This window comes from Cryobacterium breve (assembly GCF_004402375.1).
GTDB lineage: Bacteria > Actinomycetota > Actinomycetes > Actinomycetales > Microbacteriaceae > Cryobacterium > Cryobacterium breve.
The window spans coordinates 37,946-59,015 of the sequence record NZ_SOGJ01000022.1 but is presented as its reverse complement, the minus strand read 5'-3'; the positions used below and the strand labels follow the sequence as shown (position 1 = coordinate 59,015).

The window sequence follows — 21,070 nt, the reverse complement described above, 5'->3', positions numbered from 1 at the left end:
TGAGCGCCTTGCCGCGGGCGATGAGCGCCTTGCCGCGGGCGATGAGCGCCTTGCCGCGGGCCGTTAGCAATGATAACGATTTCGCGTCATCTCGTAAGATGAGATCGCGCAGTTAACGCTCCGATAGTGCCTGGAGGCACCCATGGCTGAAATATCCGGTACACCCTTTCTCTGGCCAGACCGGTCACCGCATCCGCTCAGCGCTGAAGCGCTCGCCAGCGTCGATGCCTGGTGGCGGGCCGCCAACTACCTGTCGGTAGGGCAGATATACCTCCTCGACAACCCGTTATTGCGTGAGCCGCTCAAGCGGGACCACATTAAACCTCGCTTGCTCGGCCACTGGGGAACCACCCCGGGGCTTAACTTTCTCTACGCCCACCTGAACCGCGCCATCCAGGAACGGTCGATCAGCACCCTCTACGTCACCGGCCCCGGCCACGGCGGCCCGGGCATGGTCGCCAACGCCTACCTCGACGGCACCTATTCCGAGATCTACTCCGGCGTCGACCAGAGCGAGCAGGGCGTCAAAGCCTTGTTCCGCCAGTTCTCGTTCCCCGGCGGAATTCCCAGCCACGCCTCGCCCGAGACACCCGGCTCGATCCACGAGGGCGGCGAACTCGGTTACGCGCTCAGCCACGCCTACGGCGCCGCATTCGACAACCCCGACCTGTTGGTCGCTGCGGTCGTCGGCGACGGCGAGGCCGAGACCGGCCCACTCGCCACCAGCTGGCACTCGAACAAATTCATCGACCCGCTTCAGGATGGCGTCGTGCTGCCGATCCTGCACCTCAACGGGTACAAGATCGCCAACCCCACCGTGCTCGCCCGCATCCCGGAAGAGGAACTCCTCGACCTGATGCGCGGTTACGGACACAAGCCCTACGTCGTGGCCGGCGGTTTCGACGGCGAAGATCCTCTGCTCGTGCACCAGCGCATGGCCGTCACCCTCGACGAGGTGCTCAACGAGATCGCCGCGATCAAGGCACGCGCCCTCGCCGGCGACACCGAGCGTCCGCGCTGGCCCATGATCATCCTGCGCACGCCCAAGGGCTGGACCTGCCCGCCCGTGATCGACGGGGTGCAGGTCGTCGACTCGTGGCGTTCGCACCAGGTGCCGCTGAGCAACGCCCGCGACACCGAGGCCCACACTCGACTGCTCGAAGAGTGGTTGGCCTCCTATCGGCCGGAGGAGCTCTTCGACGCCGACGGTGCCCCTGCCGCGCAGGTCTCGGCGCTGGCACCCGTCGGCGACCTGCGGATGAGCGCGAACCCCGTCTCCAACGGCGGGCTGCTGCGCCGGGCGCTGAAGCTCCCCGACTTCCGGGAGTACGGAGTGCCCGTCCCCTCCCCGGGCGCCACCACCGATGAGGCCACCAAGGTTCTCGGCACCTGGCTGGCCGACGTCATCCGTGACAACCCCGACAACTTCCGAATCTTCGGGCCCGACGAGACGGCCTCCAACCGCCTCGCCCCGGCCGTCTACGAGGCCACCGGCAAGCAGTGGAACGCGGAGTTCCACGACGGCGACACCAACCTCGCCCGCGCGGGCCGCGTGATGGAGATGCTCAGCGAGCACCAGTGTCAAGGCTGGCTGGAGGGCTACCTGCTCACCGGCCGTCACGGCCTGTTCAACTGCTACGAGGCCTTCATCCACATTGTCGACTCGATGTTCAACCAGCACGCGAAGTGGCTCAAGGTCACCCGCGAGATCCCGTGGCGCCGCTCCATCTCGAGCCTGAACTACCTGCTCAGCTCCCACGTCTGGCGTCAGGACCACAACGGGTTCTCGCACCAGGACCCCGGCTTCATCGACCACGTCGTGAACAAGAGCGCGGATGTCGTGCGCGTCTACCTGCCGTTTGACGCCAACACGCTGCTCGCCACCTACAACCACTGCCTGCGCAGCGTGGACTACGTCAACGTGGTCGTCGCCGGCAAGCAGCCCGCGCCGAACTGGCTCACCATGGACCAGGCCGTCGCGCACTGCAAGCGGGGTCTCGGCATCTTCGACTGGGCCGGCACCGAGACGTTCGGCACCTCTCCCGATGTCGTGCTCGCCGCCGCCGGCGAGGTGCCCACCCTCGAGGTGCTGGCCGCGGCCGCCATTCTGCGGGAATGGCTGCCCGACCTGTCCGTGCGTGTCGTGAACGTCGTGGACCTGATGCGCCTGCAGTCCGAGGCGGATCACCCGCACGGCCTCAGCGACAACGAGTTCGACGCCATCTTCACCGCCGACAAGCCGATCGTGTTCGCCTACCACGGGTATCCGTGGCTGATCCATCGCCTCACCTACAAGCGCAACGGGCACGGCAACCTGCACGCCCGCGGCTACAAGGAGAACGGTACCACCACCACCCCGTTCGACATGGTCATGCTCAACGACCTCGACCGGTACCACCTGGTCATGGACGTCATCGATCGGGTTCCCGGCCTCGGCGCCCGAGCCGCACTGCTTCGCCAAGAGATGCAGGATGCCCGACTCCGGGCCCGCAACTACACCCGCGACCACGGGGAAGACATCCCCGCCGTCACCGAATGGGTCTGGGACGCCGATGGCGTCGGCGTGACCCCCGACAATGCCGGTGTCTCCACCGGCGGAGACAACGTATAAACCGTGGCTGACAGCATCTACATCACCTCTGCCGAGGGAAGCACCGGCAAATCCACCATCGCCCTGGGCGTGCTCGACACCCTGCTCCGCTCGGTGCAGCGCGTCGGCGTGTTCCGGCCCGTGGCCCGGTCGGCTCACCACCCCGACTATGTGCTCGAGCTGCTGCTCTCGCACCTGTCGAGTGCGTCCGCGCTGAGCACGCAGCCCCCGCTGAGCTATGACGAGTGCGTCGGCGTCACCTACGACGCGGTGCACCTCGACCCCGACGCGGCCCTCGGCCGCATCGTGCAGCGCTACAAGGCCATCGAGGCCCAGTGTGACGCTGTGGTCGTGATCGGTTCCGACTACACGGATGTCGGCAGTCCCACCGAGCTCGCCTTCAACCTGCGCATCGCCGCGAACCTCGGGGTGCCGGTGCTGCTGGTGCTCGGCGGGCGGGTTGGTCCCGGCCAGCGTGACGCGTTGACTCAGGCCGACCGTCAGCTCGGGCAGAGCGACCCGCGCACGGCGGAGGACATCCGTCAGCTCACCGACGTCACCCTGGCCGAGCTGCGCGACGAGCACGTCTCGCTGCTCGGCGTGATCGTGAACCGGGCCGACCCGACCCGGCTCGATGAGCTCATCGGCGCCGTGCGCAGCGTCGTCGACGCTGACACGAAGCCCGGAGACGGGCGCGGCGCGGTGCCGGTCTGGGCTCTGCCCGAAGACCCGTACCTGGTTGCTCCCAGCATGAAGAGCATCCTCAAGGCCACCGACGGCACCATGATCAAGGGTGACCCGGCCCTGCTCACCCGCGAGGCGCTCGGCGTGGTCGTTGCGGCGATGTCGATGGTCAACGTGCTGCCGCGCCTCTTCGACGGCGCCGTGGTCGTAGTCCCCAGCGACCGGCCCCAGGTGCTGCTGGCTGTGCTGATGGCGAACGCGTCCGCCACCTTCCCGTCTGTCGCCGGCATCGTGCTCGTCGGCGGTTTCCCCCTGCCCGACGAGATCGAACGTCTCGTCGAGGGGCTCGACTCCTCGGTGCCGATCATCCGCACCGAGCTCAACTCCTACGACGCGGCGCTGCGCATCACGCACACGCCCGGGCGAATGGCCGCCGATTCCCAGCGCAAGCGGGACACGGCGCTGGCTCTCTTCGAAGGCCACGTTGAGGCATCCGTGCTGCTGGACCGGCTGCGGGTGAGCCGCGCAGATGTGGTGACCCCGCTCATGTTCGAGTACACGCTACTCGAACGTGCACGCACCGACCGCAAGCGCATCGTGCTGCCCGAGGGGGACGACGACCGCGTGCTGCGCGCCGCAGCGACCCTGCTGGCGCGGGATGTGGCCGACATCATCATCCTCGGCGAGGAATTCGAGGTGCGTTCGCGCGCCATCGGCCTCGGCCTCGACATCGCCAAGGCGCAGGTCGTGAGCCCCTTCGACGACGTTCTGCGCCACAAATTCGCGGAGGCCTACTCCCTGCTGCGCGCCCACAAGGGCGTCACGGTCGAGCAGGCAATGGATGTCGTCACCGACGTCTCGTACTTCGGCACCATGATGGTGCAGCTCGGCCTGGCCGACGGCATGGTCTCCGGGGCAACCCACACGACCGCGCACACCATCCGGCCCAGCTTCGAGATCATCAAGACGCGCCCGGGAGTCTCGGTCGTGTCCAGCGTGTTCCTGATGGCGCTCGCCGACAAGGTGCTCATCTACGGCGACTGCGCGGTCAACCCGGACCCCACCGCGGAGCAGCTCGCGGACATCGCCATCTCGGCGTCGGAGACGGCCGTGGAGTTCGGGATCGAGCCGCGCATCGCCATGCTCAGCTACTCGACCGGGGAGTCCGGCCAGGGTGCCGACGTGGACAAGGTGCGGGCGGCCACCGCCCTCGTGCGGGAGCGGCGCCCCGACCTCATGATCGAAGGCCCGATCCAGTACGACGCGGCAGCGGATGCCGCCGTCGCCGCCACAAAGATGCCCGGTTCAGCCGTTGCCGGCCGCGCCACCGTTTTCATATTCCCCGACCTGAATACGGGTAACAACACGTATAAGGCCGTGCAGCGCAGTGCCGGAGCCCTGGCCATCGGCCCCGTGCTCCAGGGTCTGCGCAAACCCATCAATGACCTTTCTCGAGGAGCACTAGTGCAAGACATCGTCAACACCGTAGCCATCACCGCGATCCAGGCTGCGACGCTGTCCGCGTCCATCGCCACTGGCACGTCCGCTTCGGCAACAGCGGCGGTGTCCGCATGACCGCCATCCTGGTCGTCAACTCCGGCTCGTCGTCGTTCAAGTACCAGCTGATCGACATGGACACCGAAACCGAACTCGCCAGCGGGCTCGTCGAGCGCATCGGTGAGCCGATCGGCCACTCGCGACACAACGTGGGCACGGCGAAGGACGGACGCTCCGAGCGCGACCTGCCGATCGTGGACCACACCGCCGGATTCGCCGTCATGATCGAGGCCTTCGCCGAACACGGGCCGGCGCTGTCCGAGGCGAACCTGATCGCCGTCGGCCACCGCGTGGTGCAGGGGGGAAACCGTTTCTTCGAACCGACCGAGATCACCCACCTCGTGGAGCTGAACATCGAGGACCTCTCCGAGATCGCGCCGCTGCACAACCCGGCCAACGTGCAGGGCATCCGTGCCGCGCGCGCCAGCTTCCCGAACGTGCCTCACGTCGCCGTCTTCGACACCGCGTTCCACCAGACGCTGCCGCCGGCCGCGTACACCTACGCCATCGACAAGGACCTCGCCACGCGTTACCGCGTTCGCAAGTACGGCTTCCACGGAACGTCGCACAAGTTCGTGTCGGAAGCCGTGGCTTCCTTCCTCGACCGGCCGCTGGCCGAGCTCAAGACGATCGTGCTGCACCTGGGCAACGGGGCATCCGTGTGCGCCGTCGACGGTGGAAACTCGGTCGACACCTCGATGGGCATGACCCCGCTACAGGGGCTCGTCATGGGCACCCGCTCTGGTGACATCGACCCGGCTGTGATCTTCCACCTGCGCCGCCGCGCCGGCATGACCACCGCCGAGCTAGACGACCTGCTCAACCGCCGCGGCGGCATGCTGGCCCTGGCCGGCAACGGCGATATGCGCGACGTGGAGGATGCCTCTGTGGCCGGCGACCCGGTCGCCCAAGCCGCTCTCGACGTGTACTTCCACCGAATCAAGGGCTACGTCGGCAACTACTACGCGCAGCTGGGCACCGTGGACGTCATCGTCTTCACTGCGGGTGTCGGCGAGAACTCGCCGATCGTTCGCGCCGGCGCGCTGGCCGGACTCGAGGGCCTGGGCATCGAGATCGATCCCGTGCGCAACGAGGCGAGATCCCGCAAGCCGCGCGTTATCTCCACGGACAACTCCCGCGTCACGGTGCTCGTCATTCCGACGAACGAGGAGCTGGAGATCGCCCGACAGACGCTGGCGACGATCAGCCGCACGCATCCGTCTGCCCTGTAGCTGCCAGCGCTCACTGCTGTCCATCGGCCGTTCCCGAGTTCCGGGGGCGGCCGATTTGCGTGCGGGGGTGGGGGTGGCGCCGGGCATCCGTTCCTGGGGTGCGCGGGTGGGTTGGTGGGCTGGGGGGCTTGCGGGCTTGGGCTTGTGGCGTTGGTGCGGTGGGCTTGCGGGGGTGGGCTGGTGGGCTTGGGCTTGTGGCGTTGGTGCGGTGGGCTTGCGGCGTTGGTGCGTTGGTGCGGTGGGGGGCTTTTGGTCCTGGAGCGGGGTGCGGGGTGACGTAACTGAGGTGTTTTTGGCGACCCGCGGCATCCCCGGGCGACGGATGCGGCGTGTCGCGAATATCTCCTCAGTTACGTGCGGAGGTGGAGCGCTGGCACGCTGATGCGTGGTGCGCTGGGTGCGTTGGTGCGTTGGTGGCTTTTGGTCCTGGTGTGGGGTGTGGGGTGCGGGGTGACGTAACTGAGGTGTTTTTGGCGACCCGCGGCATCTCCGGGCGACGGATGCGGCGTGTCGCGAATATCTCCTCAGTTACGTGCGGAGGTGGAGCGCTGGCACGCTGATGCGTGGTGCGCTGGGTGCGTTGGTGCGGTGGGGGCTTTTGGTCCTGGTGTGGGGTGCGGGGTGACGTAACTGAGGTGTTTTTGGCGACCCGCGGCATCCCCGGGCGACGGATGCGGCGTGTCGCGAATATCTCCTCAGTTAGGTGCGGAGTGGGACCGTTGATTCGCGGGAAGGGCGGTCGGGGTTGGCTTGCGACTCACCGCCTCTGAATGCGCGGCGCGCGGGAGCTGCGCCGTTGCGCGCATGGCACTCCAGGCGCGGAGCGGCGCACCACCCACGCCATGCCTGTGTCTGTGCCTGCTTCGAAACCCGTGCCTGGGGGCCGGCACGCGCCGGCATCGGCAGCCGAAACCCGCGCCGGCATCGGCAGCCGAAACCCGCGCCGGCACAGACGACCGAAACCCGCGCCTGGGGACGGGCCCGCGCCGACACCCGCACCCGCCGGACCGGTTAGAGCGGGTCGTCGAGGCGGGTGAGGATGCGGCCGAAGCGGCGGGATCGGCCGCGCTGGGCATCCGTCACGATGCGCGCGATGGCGGCGAGCGTCGTCTCCCACTCATAGAAGATCTGATCGTGCGTAAGCCGGATGGACCGGCGGCCAAGGGCCTCGGTCTTGAGGTCGCGGATGCGGTCGGCGTGGAACCGGTCGGCGCCGTGCCACTTCTCTCCATCGGTTTCGATGGCGACGCAGTCCTCGACGACGAGATCCTCGTCGCCGATGCCCGCGACACTCACCTGCGCCACCACGGAGTAGCCCACGTGCCGCAGCCGGCGCCGCACGACCGTCTCCATGCCCGAGCCCGCGGTGAATTCCAACTCCCGGATGCCTCCTCGCAATCGCGCCGGCGCCTGCCCGCACAGAGTCCTCACCTGGTCGATCGTGAGGAAGCCCTCGTGCACCGCTGACTCGAGGCAGGCGATCGCATGTTCTTCGTCGAGGCAGTGGATGGCCTGCCACACCGCCTCCATCGGCGAGACCAGCCAGGAGCGCTGGGTTGCTCCCTGGAACCGCGGATTCGCCCAGTGGAAACGGATCGGCTGCCCGCTGCGGTCGCGCCCTGGCCGACTGCCACCGGTATGTGCGGGGAGTTGCAAGTGCAGAGACCGGTCGAGTCCGGCCCAAACTCTCGCCCGGCGGAGGGCGCTGAGGCAACTGATTCGACTGTGGGCGGTGGCGGCGTTCCACTGGTCGCGGTCGGCGTGGCTGCAAAGGTAGACACCCCGTGCTGCGCGCACGATCGTTCCGTGTTGGATGGCAGTGCGCAGGAGCGAGGGCGTGACACCGAGCCCGAGCAACTCGTCGGTCGTGGCGGCGTGGCCGAGGGAGCAGATGAGGGTCGCGGTTGAGTGCATCCGTTCAGGATGCCCGCGGGCCCGGTCCGCTCCCGGGGCAGAGCCGACCGGTGGAAAAGGTCGCGGCCCGGTGAGCTGTGGGGGAGTGCCGCGGGGGTGTGCCGCGAGGGGAGTGCTGTGGGGGAGCTGAGGGGAGTGCTGTGGGGAGTGCTGTGGGGGGGAGTGCCGCGGGGGAGCTGTGGGGAGTGCTGTGGGGGGGGAGTGCCGCGGGGGAGCTGTGGGGAGTGCTGTGGGGGGGAGTGCCGCGGGGGAGCTGAGGGGAGTGCTGTGGGGGGGAGTGCCGCGGGGTGCTGCTGCTGGTTTTCTCGTTCTGGGCTGTGCCCCGTGGGTGACGTAAAGACGGAGATTTTGGGGACACGCCGCATCCGTGGGCACCGTGAACGGCGTGTTGCGAAAATCTCCTCGTTTAGCGTCGGGGGATGAGCATCGAGCAGCCCCGTACCCCGCGCACCGCGCACCGTGCCCGCGCCCCGCACCGTGCCCGTGCCCCGTGCCCGGCCTCGCAATGCTCCCGTTCCGCTGCCTCTCCACCCGCGCCGGTAGAATTCCCGCGTGCGCATACTCTTGAATCTGATCTGGTTCGTCTTGAGCGGATTCTGGCTTTTCTTGGGCTACGCGGCCGCTGGCATCGTGCTCTGCGTGCTGATCATCACGATCCCCTGGGGCATCGCGTCGTTCCGCATCGCCGTCTACGCGCTGTGGCCGTTCGGTCGCACCGTCGTGTCGAAGCCGACGAGCGGGACGTTCTCGTTCATCGGCAATGTGATCTGGGTGATCCTCGCCGGCTGGTGGCTGGCGCTGGCGCACATCGTCTCCGGCATCGCACTCTGCATCACCATCATCGGAATCCCGCTCGGCATCGCCGACTTCAAGATGGTCCCGGTCTCGCTCGCACCCCTCGGCAAGCAAATCGTGAGCAACCGCCCCGGCGAGTTCGACCAGGCCGTCGCCCGCCGCTCCTGAGTCCCGCGCTGCCTGGCCTCAAAAGCTCCTGAGTCATGCCCCTCTGAACAACGGATGCCGCCGCACCCGCACCCCCACCCGCACCCGCACCCGCACCCGCACCCACCGCACCCGCACCCGCACCCGCACCCGCCCCACCCGCACCCGCCCCACCCGCACCCGCCCCACCCGCACCCGCCCCACCCGCACCCACACCCACCGCACCCCTCACCCCACTGTCAGTGGCTCCGACTACGATTGACTTCGTGGTTACCGCCCTGTATCGCCGCTACCGGCCCGAGACATTTGCTGAGATGATCGGCCAGTCTCAGGTGACCGAACCCCTGATGACTGCGCTGCGCACGAACAGGGTGAATCACGCCTACCTGTTCAGCGGGCCTCGCGGCTGTGGCAAGACCACGTCCGCGCGCATCCTGGCGCGTTGCCTGAACTGTGCCGAGGGTCCCACCGACACGCCCTGCGGCGTCTGCCCGAGCTGCGTGGAACTCTCCCGCGACGGCGGCGGATCCCTCGACGTGGTCGAGATCGACGCGGCGAGCCACAACGGCGTCGACGACGCCCGGGACATCCGTGAGCGTGCGATCTTCGCCCCGGCCCGCGACCGCTACAAGATCTTCATCCTCGACGAGGCGCACATGGTCACGCCGCAGGGCTTCAACGCGCTGCTGAAGATCGTCGAAGAGCCGCCCGAGCACGTCAAGTTCATTTTCGCCACGACGGAGCCTGAAAAGGTGATCGGCACCATCCGTTCGCGCACGCATCACTACCCGTTCCGGCTCGTGCCGCCCGGGCAGATGCTCGAATACGTGCAGCAGATGTGCGATACCGAGCAGATGACCGTGGCGCCCGGCGTGCTGCCGCTCGTGGTGCGGGCCGGCGGCGGGTCGCCGCGCGACACCCTGTCGCTGCTCGACCAGCTGATGGCCGGATCCGACGGACACTCCGTGGAGTACGAGCGCGCCGTCGCGCTGCTCGGCTACACGAACGCGACGTTGCTCGACGAGTCCATCGACGCGATCGCCGACCGCGACCCGTCCGCCGCCTTCGACGCGGTCGACCGGGTCGTGCAGACGGGGCAGGACCCGCGCCGTTTCGTTGAAGACCTACTCGAACGCCTGCGCGACCTCATCATCGTGGGAGCCACGAGTGCCGCCGGCGCTGCGGCCGTGCTTCGCGGCGTGCCGCAGGACGAACTCGACCGCATGGCCTCGCAGGCGGCGAAGTTCGGCCCCGCCGAGCTGTCCCGCACCGCAGACGTCATCAACGCCGCCCTCACCGAGATGACCGGTGCCACCAGCCCGCGCCTGCACCTCGAACTCATGATCGCGCGCGTCCTCATCCCCGCGAGCGACGATTCCGCCCGTGGCGCGCTCGCCCGCGTCGAACGCCTCGAGCGTCGTATCGGCGTCGGCACGGGTGCCGGTGTTGGTTCCGGCGCCGGTTCCGATTCCGGTTCCGGCGACATCCCGGCGACGGATGCCCCAGACACCAGCCCGGTCGGCTCACCCCCGCGCGGGGCCGCGGTCGCGGCAACGGAGCCTGCCCGCCCACCTGCTACCGCCGGCCAGGCTGCTACCCTCGGCGGTGCTCCCTCGGTGGGTGCCGGTGCCGATGCCGGGGACGCCACCCCCGCTGCCGCGGCCCGCGCCATCGGACCCGTCACTCTTCAGCAGGTTAAAGACGCCTGGCCGCAGGTTCTGGAGTCCGTCAAGGCCGCCAAGATCAGCGCCTGGCTTGTGCTCTACACCGCCCGCGCCATGGAACTGCGCGGCGGTGAGCTGCTCGTGCTCTCCTTCCCGAGCCACAACGACGTCGCCGGGCTCAAGCAGTCGGCAGCCCCCGGGCAGGGTGTCGGCGACTATCTCAAGCGCGCCGTCAACGAGGTGCTTGGCTTCACGCCCAAGCTCACCGCGATCGTCGACTCGTCCCAGAGAACGGATGCCCCGGCCAGCCCGATCTCAGCCGTGTCCGCCCCGACATCGCCCGCCCCGAGCTCCACCGCATCCGCCCCGCCATCAGGCTCCGGTGCACCGACCTCAGCCGCGCCGCCCGAGGCGACGTCGCCCGCCGCGGCATCCGCGACCGCACCAACTGCCGCCGTCAACAGCCCAGCCGCAACCGGTTCCGCCACCGGCTTCGCAACCGGCTCCGCAACCGGTTCCTCGGGGACCAGGACGAAACCGAAGGCCGCTGCCGCCGCGACCGAGGAGGCGTCGGCTGTCGACGCCGACCCCGATCCGGCCGCTGCACCCGTCACCGGCTGGGCTACCGTAGCCATTCCGAGTTCCTCGGATTCCGGCAGCGGCTGGGCCACTGTCGCCATCCCCGGGGCAGCCCAGGCCGGTTCCGCGGCGACTCCCAATCTCGCATCTGCCGGATCAGCCGCAGCCGTAGTTTCCGCCGCGACCGCCTCGCAAGCCGCCGCGCAGACGTCACAGCAGACCTCCGCGCAGACCTCCGCGCAGACATCGCAACACACCTCCCCGCAGACTGCTTCGCGCTCGACGCCGACCGCGACGGCACCGACCTCCGCAACGGAACCTGCCTCCGTGCCCGGCGTTGAGTCGGAGCCGCCCTATGACGACGAACCGCCGCCCTACGACGAGGAATTCCCACCGGACCTGCACGCCGGCGGCGCACAGTCCGGCCGGGTCCAGCCCTCCGCAGCACGCGCGACCGCCCCATCACCCTCGTCCGGCAACGGCAACGGCAACGGCAGCGGCAACCAAACCGCAGACCAAACTGCAACCCAGCCCCGCACCCAGGGACACGCCTCGAACCCGGCGGTCGGTGCGGCATCCGTTGCCCGTCGCGGACCAGCGTTTGCCGAGAAGCAGCGCTACGGCGAGTCAGTGGTGCGCGAGATTCTCGGCGCCACCTTCCTCGAAGAGCAGCCGCACGACCCGGCCCCCCGAACCAGAGGCGACTAACCCATGTACGAAGGCATCGTTCAGGAACTGATCGACGAGCTCGGCACGCTGCCCGGAATCGGGCCCAAGTCCGCGCAGCGTATCGCGTTCCACATTTTGCAGACCGAGCAGTTTGACGTGACCCGGCTTGCGAACGTGCTGCTCGAAGTGCGCGACAAGGTGAAGTTCTGCGACATCTGCGGCAATGTGTCCGAGCAGAAGACATGCATGATCTGCCGTGACCCGCGCCGCAACCCGGCGATGATCTGCGTGGTCGAAGAGGCCAAGGACGTCGTCGCCATCGAGCGCACCCGCGAGTTCCGCGGGCTTTACCACGTGCTCGGCGGTGCGATCAGCCCCATCGACGGCGTCGGACCCGACGATCTGCGCATCCGTCAGCTGATGCAGCGTCTCGCCGACAACACCGTGCAGGAAGTCATCATCGCCACCGACCCGAACCTCGAGGGCGAGGCCACCGCTACCTACCTGTCGCGCCTGCTGACCACGCTCGAGATCAAGGTCACCCGACTCGCGTCGGGGCTGCCGGTCGGCGGCGACCTGGAGTACGCCGACGAGGTCACCCTCGGCCGCGCCTTTGAAGGCCGCCGCACCGTCACGAACTAGGGCAAGCCGCGCCGCCGCGAACTAGGGCAAGCCGCGCCGCCGCACGGTGACCTGTTTGACCGTGCCCGGGGCATCCGTTGCCCGCGCTAACTTCGGAGTTTTTCGCAACACGCCATTCGAGCCGCCGTCAAACACGGCGTGTCGCGAATTTCTCCGCAGTTAGGTGACGGATGCCGCCGGCCCGGCGGCCAGACCGGCCACCCACCCCGCCGCAACCCGCACGACCACCCTTCCCCACCCCGTCACATGAACCGCCGCGAATACAACAGCATTTATGATGGGAGCTTGGCTGTGCCCGAGTACCCGAACCCCAGGAGTGCCACGTGAGCTTGATCGTGCAGAAGTTCGGCGGATCATCCGTCGCCGACGCCGAAAGCATCAAACGTGTCGCCAAACGCATCGTCGACACGCGCAAGGCCGGCAATGAGGTTGTCGTCGCCGTGTCCGCGATGGGTGATTCCACCGATGAGCTGCTCGACCTCGCGCACCAGGTCACCCCGATCCCGGCGCCCCGCGAGCTCGACATGCTCCTCACGGCGGGGGAGCGCATCTCGATGGCACTGCTCGCAATGGCCATCAAGAGCATGGGCTACGACGCTCGCTCCTTCACGGGCAGTCAGGCCGGCATGATCACGGATGCCCAGCACGGCGCCGCTCGCATCGTCGACGTGACTCCGGGGCGCATCCGTGATGCCCTCGACGAGGGTGCCGTCGCGATCGTCGCCGGCTTTCAGGGCTTCAACCGCGACACCAAAGACATCACCACTCTCGGCCGCGGCGGATCCGACACGACCGCCGTCGCCCTGGCCGCCGCGCTGAACGCCGACATCTGCGAGATCTACACGGATGTCGACGGCGTCTTCACCGCCGACCCGCGCGTCGTTCCCCGCGCCCATAAGCTCGACCGCATCTCCAGCGAGGAAATGCTCGAACTCGCCGCCGCGGGCGCGAAGGTACTCTATATTCGTGCCGTGGAATATGCGCGTCGACACGGCGTAACCCTGCATGTGCGGTCATCGTTCAACAACAACGTCGGCACGATCGTCTACAACCCCGACACCACGAGCCCGCATGTCGCGATCCCGAACTCGTCGGCAACCGAGCACACGCATCCCAACAACGCATCCGCGAATGGAGAGAAAGTGGAAGAGCCAATCATCGCCGGGGTCGCCGCCGACCTGAGCGAAGCCAAGGTCACGGTCGTCGGTGTTCCCGACATCCCGGGCAAGGCTGCGCAGATCTTCAAGATCGTCGCTAAGACCAACGCGAACGTCGACATGATCGTGCAGAACGTCTCGGCCGCATCCACGGGGCTGACCGACATCTCCTTCACCCTGCCCAAGTCGGAGGGCCAGCAGGTGCTGACCGCGCTCTCGAACGAGCAGGTCACGGTCGGTTTCGCCGGACTGCAATACGACGACCAGATCGGCAAGCTCGCGCTCGTCGGCGCCGGCATGCGCACCAACACAGGCGTCTCGGCCAAGCTGTTCGAGGCCCTGTTCGAGGCGGGCATCAACATCGAGATGATTTCCACGAGCGAGATCCGCATCTCGGTGGTCACCCGTGCCGACACCATCAACGAGGCGCTGCGGGTTGTGCACACCGCGTTCGGCCTCGACGCCACCGACAACGCGGTCGTCCACGGCGGCACCGGCCGCTAGCCGGCATCCGCCCCCGGCCCGGCACGGCCCGCCGATCCCACCAGCCCGCCCCACCATCCACCCCGTCCCACCCCGTACCATCTAGCCGGCCCGTCAGAGCCCGGTGACAACCTTCACTCATCCGGTTCCCCTGCGGCTAACTCAGGAGAATCGGTCGGAACGACGGCGGTATGGCCGGAATCCGGGCTAATTCGGGAGAATCTCCTGAGTTAGCCACAGAAAGTTAGCCGTAAAAGCAGAAGCAGAAGCAGAAGCAGAAGCAGATGCAGAAGCGGAAGCGGAAGCGGAAGCGGAAGCGGAAGCGGAAGCAGATGCGGAAGCAAGTGCAGAAGCAGGAGCAGCAGCCATGGCACCCAGCGGAGGAAATACAGTGAACAGCAGCCCAGGAATCCAGATCGGCGTCGTCGGAGCCACCGGCCAGGTCGGTGCCGTCGTGCGCCGCCTGCTCGAGGAGCGCGACTTTCCGGTTGCAGGCATCCGTTTCTTCGCCTCGTCCCGGTCCGCCGGCACGACGCTGCTCTTCAAGGGCACGAAGATCGTCGTTGAAGACGCCGCCACCGCCGACCCGGCCGGGCTTGACGTGGCCATCTTCTCCGCCGGTGCCACGCTCTCCAAGATGCAGGCTCCCCGCTTCGCCGCTGCGGGCGTCACCGTGATCGACAACTCGTCCGGATGGCGAATGGACCCTGACGTGCCGCTGGTCGTCAGCGAGGTCAATCCCGAGGACATCAAGCTTGCCACCAAGGGCATCATCGCCAACCCGAACTGCACCACCATGGCGGCCATGCCCGTGCTCAAGGTGTTGCACGACGAGGCTGGCCTCGAACGCCTCATCGTGAGCACCTACCAAGCCGTCTCCGGCAGTGGCCTCGCCGGCGCCCGCGAACTCGCCAGTCAGGTGCGCGCCGCCGCCCAGAATGACAACCTTCTGCAGCTTGTGCACGACGGGTCCGCCGTGGCGATGCCGGCCCCCATCGTCTACGCCCGCCCGATCGCATTCGACGTGATCCCGCTGGCCGGCTCCATCGTCGACGACGGCCAGTTCGAAACCGACGAGGAGAAGAAGCTCCGCAACGAGAGTCGCAAGATCTTGGGCCTGCCCGACCTGCTCGTCTCCGGCACCTGCGTGCGTGTGCCCGTTTTCACCGGCCACGCCCTCTCCATCAACGCCGAATTCGCCAACCCCCTCATGGTCGCCCGCGCTCTCGAACTGCTTGCCACGGCGCCCGGCGTGGTCGTGACGGATGTCCCCACTCCCCTCGAGGCAGCCGGTCAGGACCCGAGCTTCGTCGGCCGCGTGCGCCAGGACCAGGGTGTGCCGAACGGGCGCGGCCTGGCCCTCTTCATCACGAGCGACAACCTGCGCAAGGGTGCGGCTCTCAACGCCGTGCAGATCGCGGAGCTTGTCGCGGCGGACCTGCTCGTTCATTGACCTGAGCGTGGTGGTGACTGCCGGGCCGCGCACTCCGCTAAGGTCAGACTTCGTGGGCAGGATTCGGAATTCAACTGGCGTGACGCGCGTGGCATTCGGGGTGTTCGCCGGGATTGCCGGGCTCCTCATGTTCCTCTCGCTGGGGTTGCTCGTCACCGCCCCGACCGACCACTGGCTGATTGCCGGTGTGGGCGTGCTCTGCGCCGCCATTCTGGAGCTCACCTGGGTGCGGGTCGGCTCCGTCGCCCACCGAAGCCCGCTGATCAGCCTGCCTGTGCTGGTACTGCCCGCGCTGGCCCCGACGGTCGGCCTGACGGCCGGTGCCGGAGTGATCGCGATCGGCGTGGTTCTGGCGATTCTGGTCGAATCCGGGCGGGTCTCCGTGGCCTTGTACAGTGCCGGTCTGCAGAGTTCCGGCGCACTCGTCGCCGCGGGCCTGTTCACCTGGTTCACCGGCGGCGGCATGCCGAGCCTGGTGGCGGTGGCCGCGGCATCCGTGGGCTATGTCGCCTTCGTCATCGTGGTCGAGGTGCTGCGCAGGTTCTGGCGCAGTGAGCCCGTCGAACGCGGCGTGCGGCCGATGCTCTCGCTGACGCGGGTGGTGGTCACCCTGTTCGGCACCGCCGTGATCTGCGTGCTCGCCGCGCTCTGGAGCGTCGAGGGCCTGCCGTTCCTGGTGGACCTGAACGGCACGGTCGACGCGGTCATCGTGCTGTTCGGCCTGATGATCATCGGATTCGTGGCGAAGGTCGCGACGGTCGTCGTGGGCATGCGCCAGCGGCTGGCGGGGATGGTCGAGGCCGCGAACACGCTGGGCGCCGACCCGGTCGACCATGGCACCGGCACCGGCACCGGCACCGGCACCGGCACCGGCACCGGCACCGGCACCGGCACCGGCACCGGCACCGGCACCGGTACCGCGATCGTCACCGGCGCTGGCAGCGCGGTTGGCACGGCGCTCGGCACCGTGTCCGGCGCTGCCTCACCCTCCGAGCCGGCCTCCCCGGCCGCGACCTCCGAGATGCTGCGGCGCGTGGTGGCGGATGCGATCGGCGCCGAGTCCGTCGTCGTGCGCAGCGAGCCCGCGCGCTCCGGTGAGATCAGCATGCTGTTGCCCACGCCCGGGGTGGTCGGGCCGGAACAATTCATCGTCGCCCGACGTGACCTCATGGACGGCGCCTTCACCGGCAATGACCGCCGCGCCCTGCAGGCTCTCGCCGCGACCGCCGAGATGGTGGTGCGCGCCCGCCGCAACATCGCCGGCCTGACCCTTCGCGCCAACACCGATCCGCTCACGAGCCTGCCCAACTACGGCGCGTTCCAGGAGGCGTTGGCCAATATCAACGACCACCGGGACTATTCCGAAGCGCTGGCCGTTCTGTTCATCGACCTCGACGAGTTCAAGCGCCTGAATGACCGTTTCGGCCACCAGACCGGTGACGAGGTGCTGCGCGAACTCGGCCGCCGCCTCAGCGCCGTGGTTCGCCCGAGCGATGTGGTCGCCCGGGTCGGCGGCGACGAGTTCGTCATCATCCTCACGCACCTCGCATCTCTCGGCGAGGCCAAGACCATCGCCGAGCGCATCGTCGTGGTCGCGGGGGAGCCGATGCCCGTGGGCCAGACAACGTACAGCCCGATCGTCAGCGTGGGCCTGGCCTATTCGGCGCACCGGGAGACCGACGTCAACCAGCTGGTACAGGATGCCGACCGGTCGATGCTCGCGATCAAGAAGTCCCGGCGGCGCGGCGGGCCGTCCAAGGAGAGCAGCATCAACATCTCGAGCCACCGCTCCTCGCAGATGAACGACATCATCGCTCGCGCCATCGACGAGGACCTGCTCGAACTGGCCTTCCAACCCATCGTCAGCCTGGTCACCGGTCAGATCTGGGCCTTTGAGGCGCTCGTGCGCTACACCCACCCTGACCTGGGCCCGCTGTCGCCGCCGTCGATCGTGGAGAAGGCGAAGGGCCTCGGCCGGCTCGACGCCATGACCCGCCAGGTTGCGGTGAAGGCCATGGCCGCGGCCGCCGACTTCCGGCTGGTCGAACCGCGCGTGGTCTGCATGACCATTAACGTCGAAGCCGGGCAGATCCTGCCCGAGCGCGTGGGTGACTTCATCGAGGACCTCGCCGACCGCTACCCCGGCATCTCCCTCTGCCTCGAGCTGAACGAGCGGTCGATGACCAAGGTGACCCCGGCCATCCGTGCCCAGGCCGAGCGTCTGCGCGATCTCGGCTTGATGATCGCGCTCGATGACTACGGTTCCCAGGATTCGTCGGTTGACGCCCTGGTACGGATGCCCATGGACATCCTCAAAATCGACCGCAGCCTCGTGGACGACCTCGACGACATCCGGCAGCGCGAGGTGCTCACCGCCCTGCAGGGTTTCGGTGACAACCTCGAATACTCGATGATCGTCGAGGGCGTGGAGAACGACGTGATGGCGAACCACCTGTCAGCGTTGGGCATCCGTTCGGCGCAGGGGTTCCACTACGGCGTGCCGGAGGGCTTCGAGAAGACACTGTCCCGGCTGGAACTGCACGGCGCCCGCGCGGTCGTGCCCCGCGTCGAGGTCGAGCTGGCAGCGCCGGCCGCTCTGACGGCAGCGCCGACAGCCCAGACGGCAGCGCTACCCTTGGATTCATGAGCACAGAACCGGTTCCGTTCGAGGTGGAGACGCTCGTTCTCGACCTCGACGCGGACCGGCGCGCCCTGCTCTACCCGGTGCTCGACACCGTGCGCGACGCCATGCCCGACGGCTACCGGCTGGGGGTGTACAACGGAATCCTCGGCTGGGTGGTGCCGCTGGAGACCTACCCGCACACGCGTGACAAACAGCCCCTGGTCTATGTCAGCCTTGCCGCGCACAAGAGCTACAACTCGCTCTACCTGATGGCCCTTTACAGCTTTCCCGAGAAGGATGCCGCCTTCCGCGCCGACTGGGCCGCCACCGGTCGTGCCTTGAACATGGGCACGAGTAGTGTGCGGTTCAAATCGCTGGCCGACCTCGATCTCGACCTCATCGCCCGTGAGGTCGCGAGCGTGTCCGTCGAAGAATTCATTGCCAACTACGAGCGCGTGAAGCACCGCGCCTGAGGCCGTTTCGGGGCCAACCGTGACCTGCCCGGCCCGCGTTCCGGCGGGAGGCATCCGTTGCCACCGATATGGTGGAAGAGTGAATCCAATGGCGAAGATTGATGTCGTTCTTATTGGTGGCGGCATCATGAGCGCCACCCTCGGTACCCTGATCAAGCAGTTGCAGCCGGACTGGACCGTGGAGGTCTACGAGCGTCTGGGCGAAGTTGCGCAGGAGAGCTCGAACCCGTGGAACAACGCGGGCACCGGGCATGCGGCCCTGTGCGAGCTGAACTACATGCCCGAGGCGAAGGACGGCACCGTCACCGCCGAAAAGGCCGTGGCCATCAATGAGCAGTTCCAGATCAGCCGTCAGCTCTGGGCGCACCTGGTCGAGACGGGCGTGCTGCCGGCCCCCACGAACTTCATCAACTCCACGCCGCATATGACCTTTGTGCATGGCAAGAGCAGCGTCGAGTATCTGCGCAAGCGGTTCGCGGCGCTCAAGGGTGAGCCGCTGTTTCAGGGCATGGAGTACAGCGAGGACCCGGCCGTGATCGGCACCTGGACCCCGCTGCTCACCCACAAGCGGCCCAGGGGGCACAAGATCGCGGCGACCCGCATCGAGTCCGGCACCGACGTGGACTTCGGCGCGCTCACCCGCTACCTGTTCGACAACCTCGCGGATCAGGGCGTGGGCGTGCACGTGAACCAGCAGGTCACCGGTCTGAAACAGCTCACGGATGGCACGTGGAAGCTCCATCTGCGCCGCCTGGTGGGCAATTACCCCAGCACCGTTCACGCCCGGTTCGTCTTCGTCGGCGCGGGTGGTGGAGCGCTGGCGTTGCTGCAGCAGAGTGGCATCCCCGAAATCAAGGGTTTCGGCGGGTTCCCGATCAGCGGGCAGTTCCTGCGCACCACCAACCCGAAGCTTGTGGCGCAGCACCACGCGAAGGTCTACGGCAAGGCAGCCAAGGGCGCGCCGCCCATGTCGGTGCCGCACCTCGACACGCGTGTTGTCGAGGGGGAGACCTCGCTTCTGTTCGGACCCTACGCCGGCTTCACGCCCAAGTTTCTCAAGTCGAGCTCCTGGCTCGACCTCCCGTTCTCGATCCGGCTGCACAACATCGGACCGATGTTGGCCGTGGCCGCGCACAACTTCGGACTGATGAAGTACTTGATCGGGGAGGTCTTCGCATCGAAGAAGACCAAGCTCAAGGCGCTGCAGGAGTTCATCCCCACCGCCAAGATCGAGGACTGGGAACTGATCACCGCCGGACAGCGCGTGCAGGTCATGAAGAAAGACCCGGAGCAGGGCGGCGTGCTGCAGTTCGGCACGGAGGTCATCACCTCGGACGACGGCACCATCGCCGGGCTGCTGGGTGCCTCCCCGGGAGCCTCGACCGCGGCCCCGATCATGGTCGACCTGATCAAGCGCTGCTTCCCTGAGCAGTATCCGGCCTGGGAACCCAAGCTGCGCGAGATGATCCCGAGCCTCGGCACGAAGCTCTCCGACGATCCCGCCGCTGCCGCAGCCTCCCTCGCCGCCACCGCCGCCGTCCTGCACCTCACCGCCTAGCGCCGCTGCCGCCGCGCCGCCGCTGCCGCGCTGCCGCGCTGCCGTGCTGCCGCGTACCTGTGGCTAACTCAGGAGATCTGGCCGGTGTTGTGGTGGCTTCAGCACTGGTCTGGGGCTGAAGTCGGGCGAGGCGTCGTATTCTCCTGAGTTAGCCCCATCCGTTGCCCGCTCCTGCGGCAAACCTGACAGTCTTTGGGACCTTTGGGACCTTTGGGACCTTTGGAGCCGCCGGAGCTGGGGGCGCGCTACTCCGAGGTTGCCCCGCTGCCGCGTACCTGTGGCTAACTCAGGAGATCTGGCCGGTGTTGTGGTGGCTTCAGCACTGGTCTGCGGCTGAAGTCGGGCGAGGCGTCGTATTCTCCTGAGTTAGCCCCATCCGTTGCCCGCTCCTGCGGCGAGCCTGTCGCTGTGGCTCCCCGATGTCGCTGCCGACGTGCCGAACCAGTGTTTCTCCCGGCTACCCCGTGCACAACTCCGCCAGATTCTGCGAAACAGGCCAGTTCGGTCAAAGTCTGGCCTGATTTGTTCACACGGGAGGAATTATGTAGATCTACTACAGCCGGCCAGCCACCCGGCCAGCCAGCACCGGCACCCGCACCCCACCCCGCCCGCACCCCACCCCACCCGCACCGCACCGCGCCCGCACCCACCCGCACCGCACCGCGCCCGCACCCACCCGCACCGCACCGCATCCACCCGCACCCGCACCCCACCCCCGCCCGCACCCCACCCGCACTCCCACCCGCACTCCCACCCGCACTCCCACCCGCACCCCTTCCGCACCGCACCCCCCGAACTGATTCGACGGAAATTTCGCACGAACATTGCGCGAAAGGTCCACATGAGTGTT

General features: G+C 67.7%; 13 protein-coding genes. 11 read left to right on the top strand and 2 right to left on the bottom strand.

The window, feature by feature from the left end; translation table 11 throughout:
• The first annotated feature begins 142 nt into the window (after positions 1-142).
• The 3 genes from E3O65_RS09195 to E3O65_RS09185 are packed head-to-tail and all read left to right on the top strand — an operon-like array spanning position 143 to position 6,063.
• Positions 143-2,611 (top strand): phosphoketolase family protein, encoded by a 2,469-nt coding sequence (locus E3O65_RS09195; protein ID WP_134363439.1) that lies wholly within the window; start codon positions 143-145, stop codon positions 2,609-2,611.
• Between the two features lie 3 nt (positions 2,612-2,614).
• The gene (gene pta, locus E3O65_RS09190; RefSeq protein ID WP_134363438.1) at positions 2,615-4,849 is read left to right on the top strand and encodes a phosphate acetyltransferase; all 2,235 of its coding nucleotides are present in this window, start codon (positions 2,615-2,617) and stop codon (positions 4,847-4,849) included.
• Positions 4,846-6,063, top strand: a complete 1,218-nt coding sequence (locus E3O65_RS09185) for an acetate/propionate family kinase (RefSeq protein WP_134363437.1) — start codon at positions 4,846-4,848, stop codon at positions 6,061-6,063. The genes pta and E3O65_RS09185 overlap by 4 nt, the downstream gene beginning before the upstream one ends.
• A gap of 1,011 nt (positions 6,064-7,074) precedes the next feature.
• On the opposite strand, the gene E3O65_RS09180 is transcribed toward E3O65_RS09185, so the two are convergent.
• Positions 7,075-7,977 carry a type IV toxin-antitoxin system AbiEi family antitoxin domain-containing protein gene (locus E3O65_RS09180; protein ID WP_134363436.1) on the bottom strand — a complete coding sequence of 301 codons (903 nt, stop codon included), beginning with the start codon at positions 7,975-7,977 and terminating at the stop codon, positions 7,075-7,077.
• Between the two features lie 552 nt (positions 7,978-8,529).
• On the opposite strand from E3O65_RS09180, the gene E3O65_RS09175 reads away from it, so the two are divergent.
• Positions 8,530-8,940, top strand: a complete 411-nt coding sequence (locus tag E3O65_RS09175) for a YccF domain-containing protein (protein WP_134363435.1) — start codon at positions 8,530-8,532, stop codon at positions 8,938-8,940.
• A gap of 33 nt (positions 8,941-8,973) precedes the next feature.
• Here E3O65_RS09175 and E3O65_RS16705 read toward each other — a convergent pair whose 3' ends face one another.
• Positions 8,974-9,144 carry a hypothetical protein gene (locus E3O65_RS16705; RefSeq protein ID WP_166804627.1) on the bottom strand — a complete coding sequence of 57 codons (171 nt, stop codon included), beginning with the start codon at positions 9,142-9,144 and terminating at the stop codon, positions 8,974-8,976.
• A 41-nt stretch (positions 9,145-9,185) separates the two neighbouring features.
• Between E3O65_RS16705 and E3O65_RS09165 the strand changes: the two genes are divergently transcribed.
• The 7 genes from E3O65_RS09165 (at position 9,186) to E3O65_RS09135 (ending at position 20,220) form a co-directional block, all read left to right on the top strand.
• Positions 9,186-11,870: a DNA polymerase III subunit gamma and tau gene (locus tag E3O65_RS09165; RefSeq protein ID WP_134363433.1), complete on the top strand. Its 2,685-nt coding sequence runs from the start codon at positions 9,186-9,188 to the stop codon at positions 11,868-11,870.
• A gap of 3 nt (positions 11,871-11,873) precedes the next feature.
• Entirely contained in the window at positions 11,874-12,473 is a 600-nt protein-coding gene (gene recR, locus E3O65_RS09160) for a recombination mediator RecR (RefSeq protein ID WP_134363432.1), read from the top strand.
• A 323-nt stretch (positions 12,474-12,796) separates the two neighbouring features.
• Positions 12,797-14,134, top strand: coding sequence for an aspartate kinase (locus E3O65_RS09155; protein WP_134363431.1), 1,338 nt, complete (start codon positions 12,797-12,799; stop codon positions 14,132-14,134).
• A 346-nt stretch (positions 14,135-14,480) separates the two neighbouring features.
• Positions 14,481-15,566 carry an aspartate-semialdehyde dehydrogenase gene (locus E3O65_RS09150; RefSeq protein WP_134363430.1) on the top strand — a complete coding sequence of 362 codons (1,086 nt, stop codon included), beginning with the start codon at positions 14,481-14,483 and terminating at the stop codon, positions 15,564-15,566.
• A 79-nt stretch (positions 15,567-15,645) separates the two neighbouring features.
• Positions 15,646-18,213, top strand: coding sequence for an EAL domain-containing protein (locus tag E3O65_RS09145; RefSeq protein WP_134363429.1), 2,568 nt, complete (start codon positions 15,646-15,648; stop codon positions 18,211-18,213).
• Entirely contained in the window at positions 18,210-18,662 is a 453-nt protein-coding gene (locus E3O65_RS09140; RefSeq protein ID WP_134363428.1) for a DUF1801 domain-containing protein, read from the top strand. The genes E3O65_RS09145 and E3O65_RS09140 overlap by 4 nt, the downstream gene beginning before the upstream one ends.
• A gap of 88 nt (positions 18,663-18,750) precedes the next feature.
• Positions 18,751-20,220, top strand: coding sequence for a malate:quinone oxidoreductase (locus tag E3O65_RS09135; RefSeq protein ID WP_134363427.1), 1,470 nt, complete (start codon positions 18,751-18,753; stop codon positions 20,218-20,220).
• Positions 20,221-21,070 lie beyond the last annotated feature (850 nt).

Coding starts and splice junctions, on each gene's coding strand:
- E3O65_RS09195 (WP_134363439.1), top strand. CDS start 143: ATGGCTGAAATATCCGGTACACCCTTTCTCTGGCCAGACCGGTCACCG.
- E3O65_RS09185 (WP_134363437.1), top strand. CDS start 4,846: ATGACCGCCATCCTGGTCGTCAACTCCGGCTCGTCGTCGTTCAAGTAC.
- E3O65_RS09180 (WP_134363436.1), bottom strand. CDS start 7,977: ATGCACTCAACCGCGACCCTCATCTGCTCCCTCGGCCACGCCGCCACG.
- recR (WP_134363432.1), top strand. CDS start 11,874: ATGTACGAAGGCATCGTTCAGGAACTGATCGACGAGCTCGGCACGCTG.
- E3O65_RS09150 (WP_134363430.1), top strand. CDS start 14,481: ATGGCACCCAGCGGAGGAAATACAGTGAACAGCAGCCCAGGAATCCAG.
- E3O65_RS09140 (WP_134363428.1), top strand. CDS start 18,210: ATGAGCACAGAACCGGTTCCGTTCGAGGTGGAGACGCTCGTTCTCGAC.
- E3O65_RS09135 (WP_134363427.1), top strand. CDS start 18,751: ATGGCGAAGATTGATGTCGTTCTTATTGGTGGCGGCATCATGAGCGCC.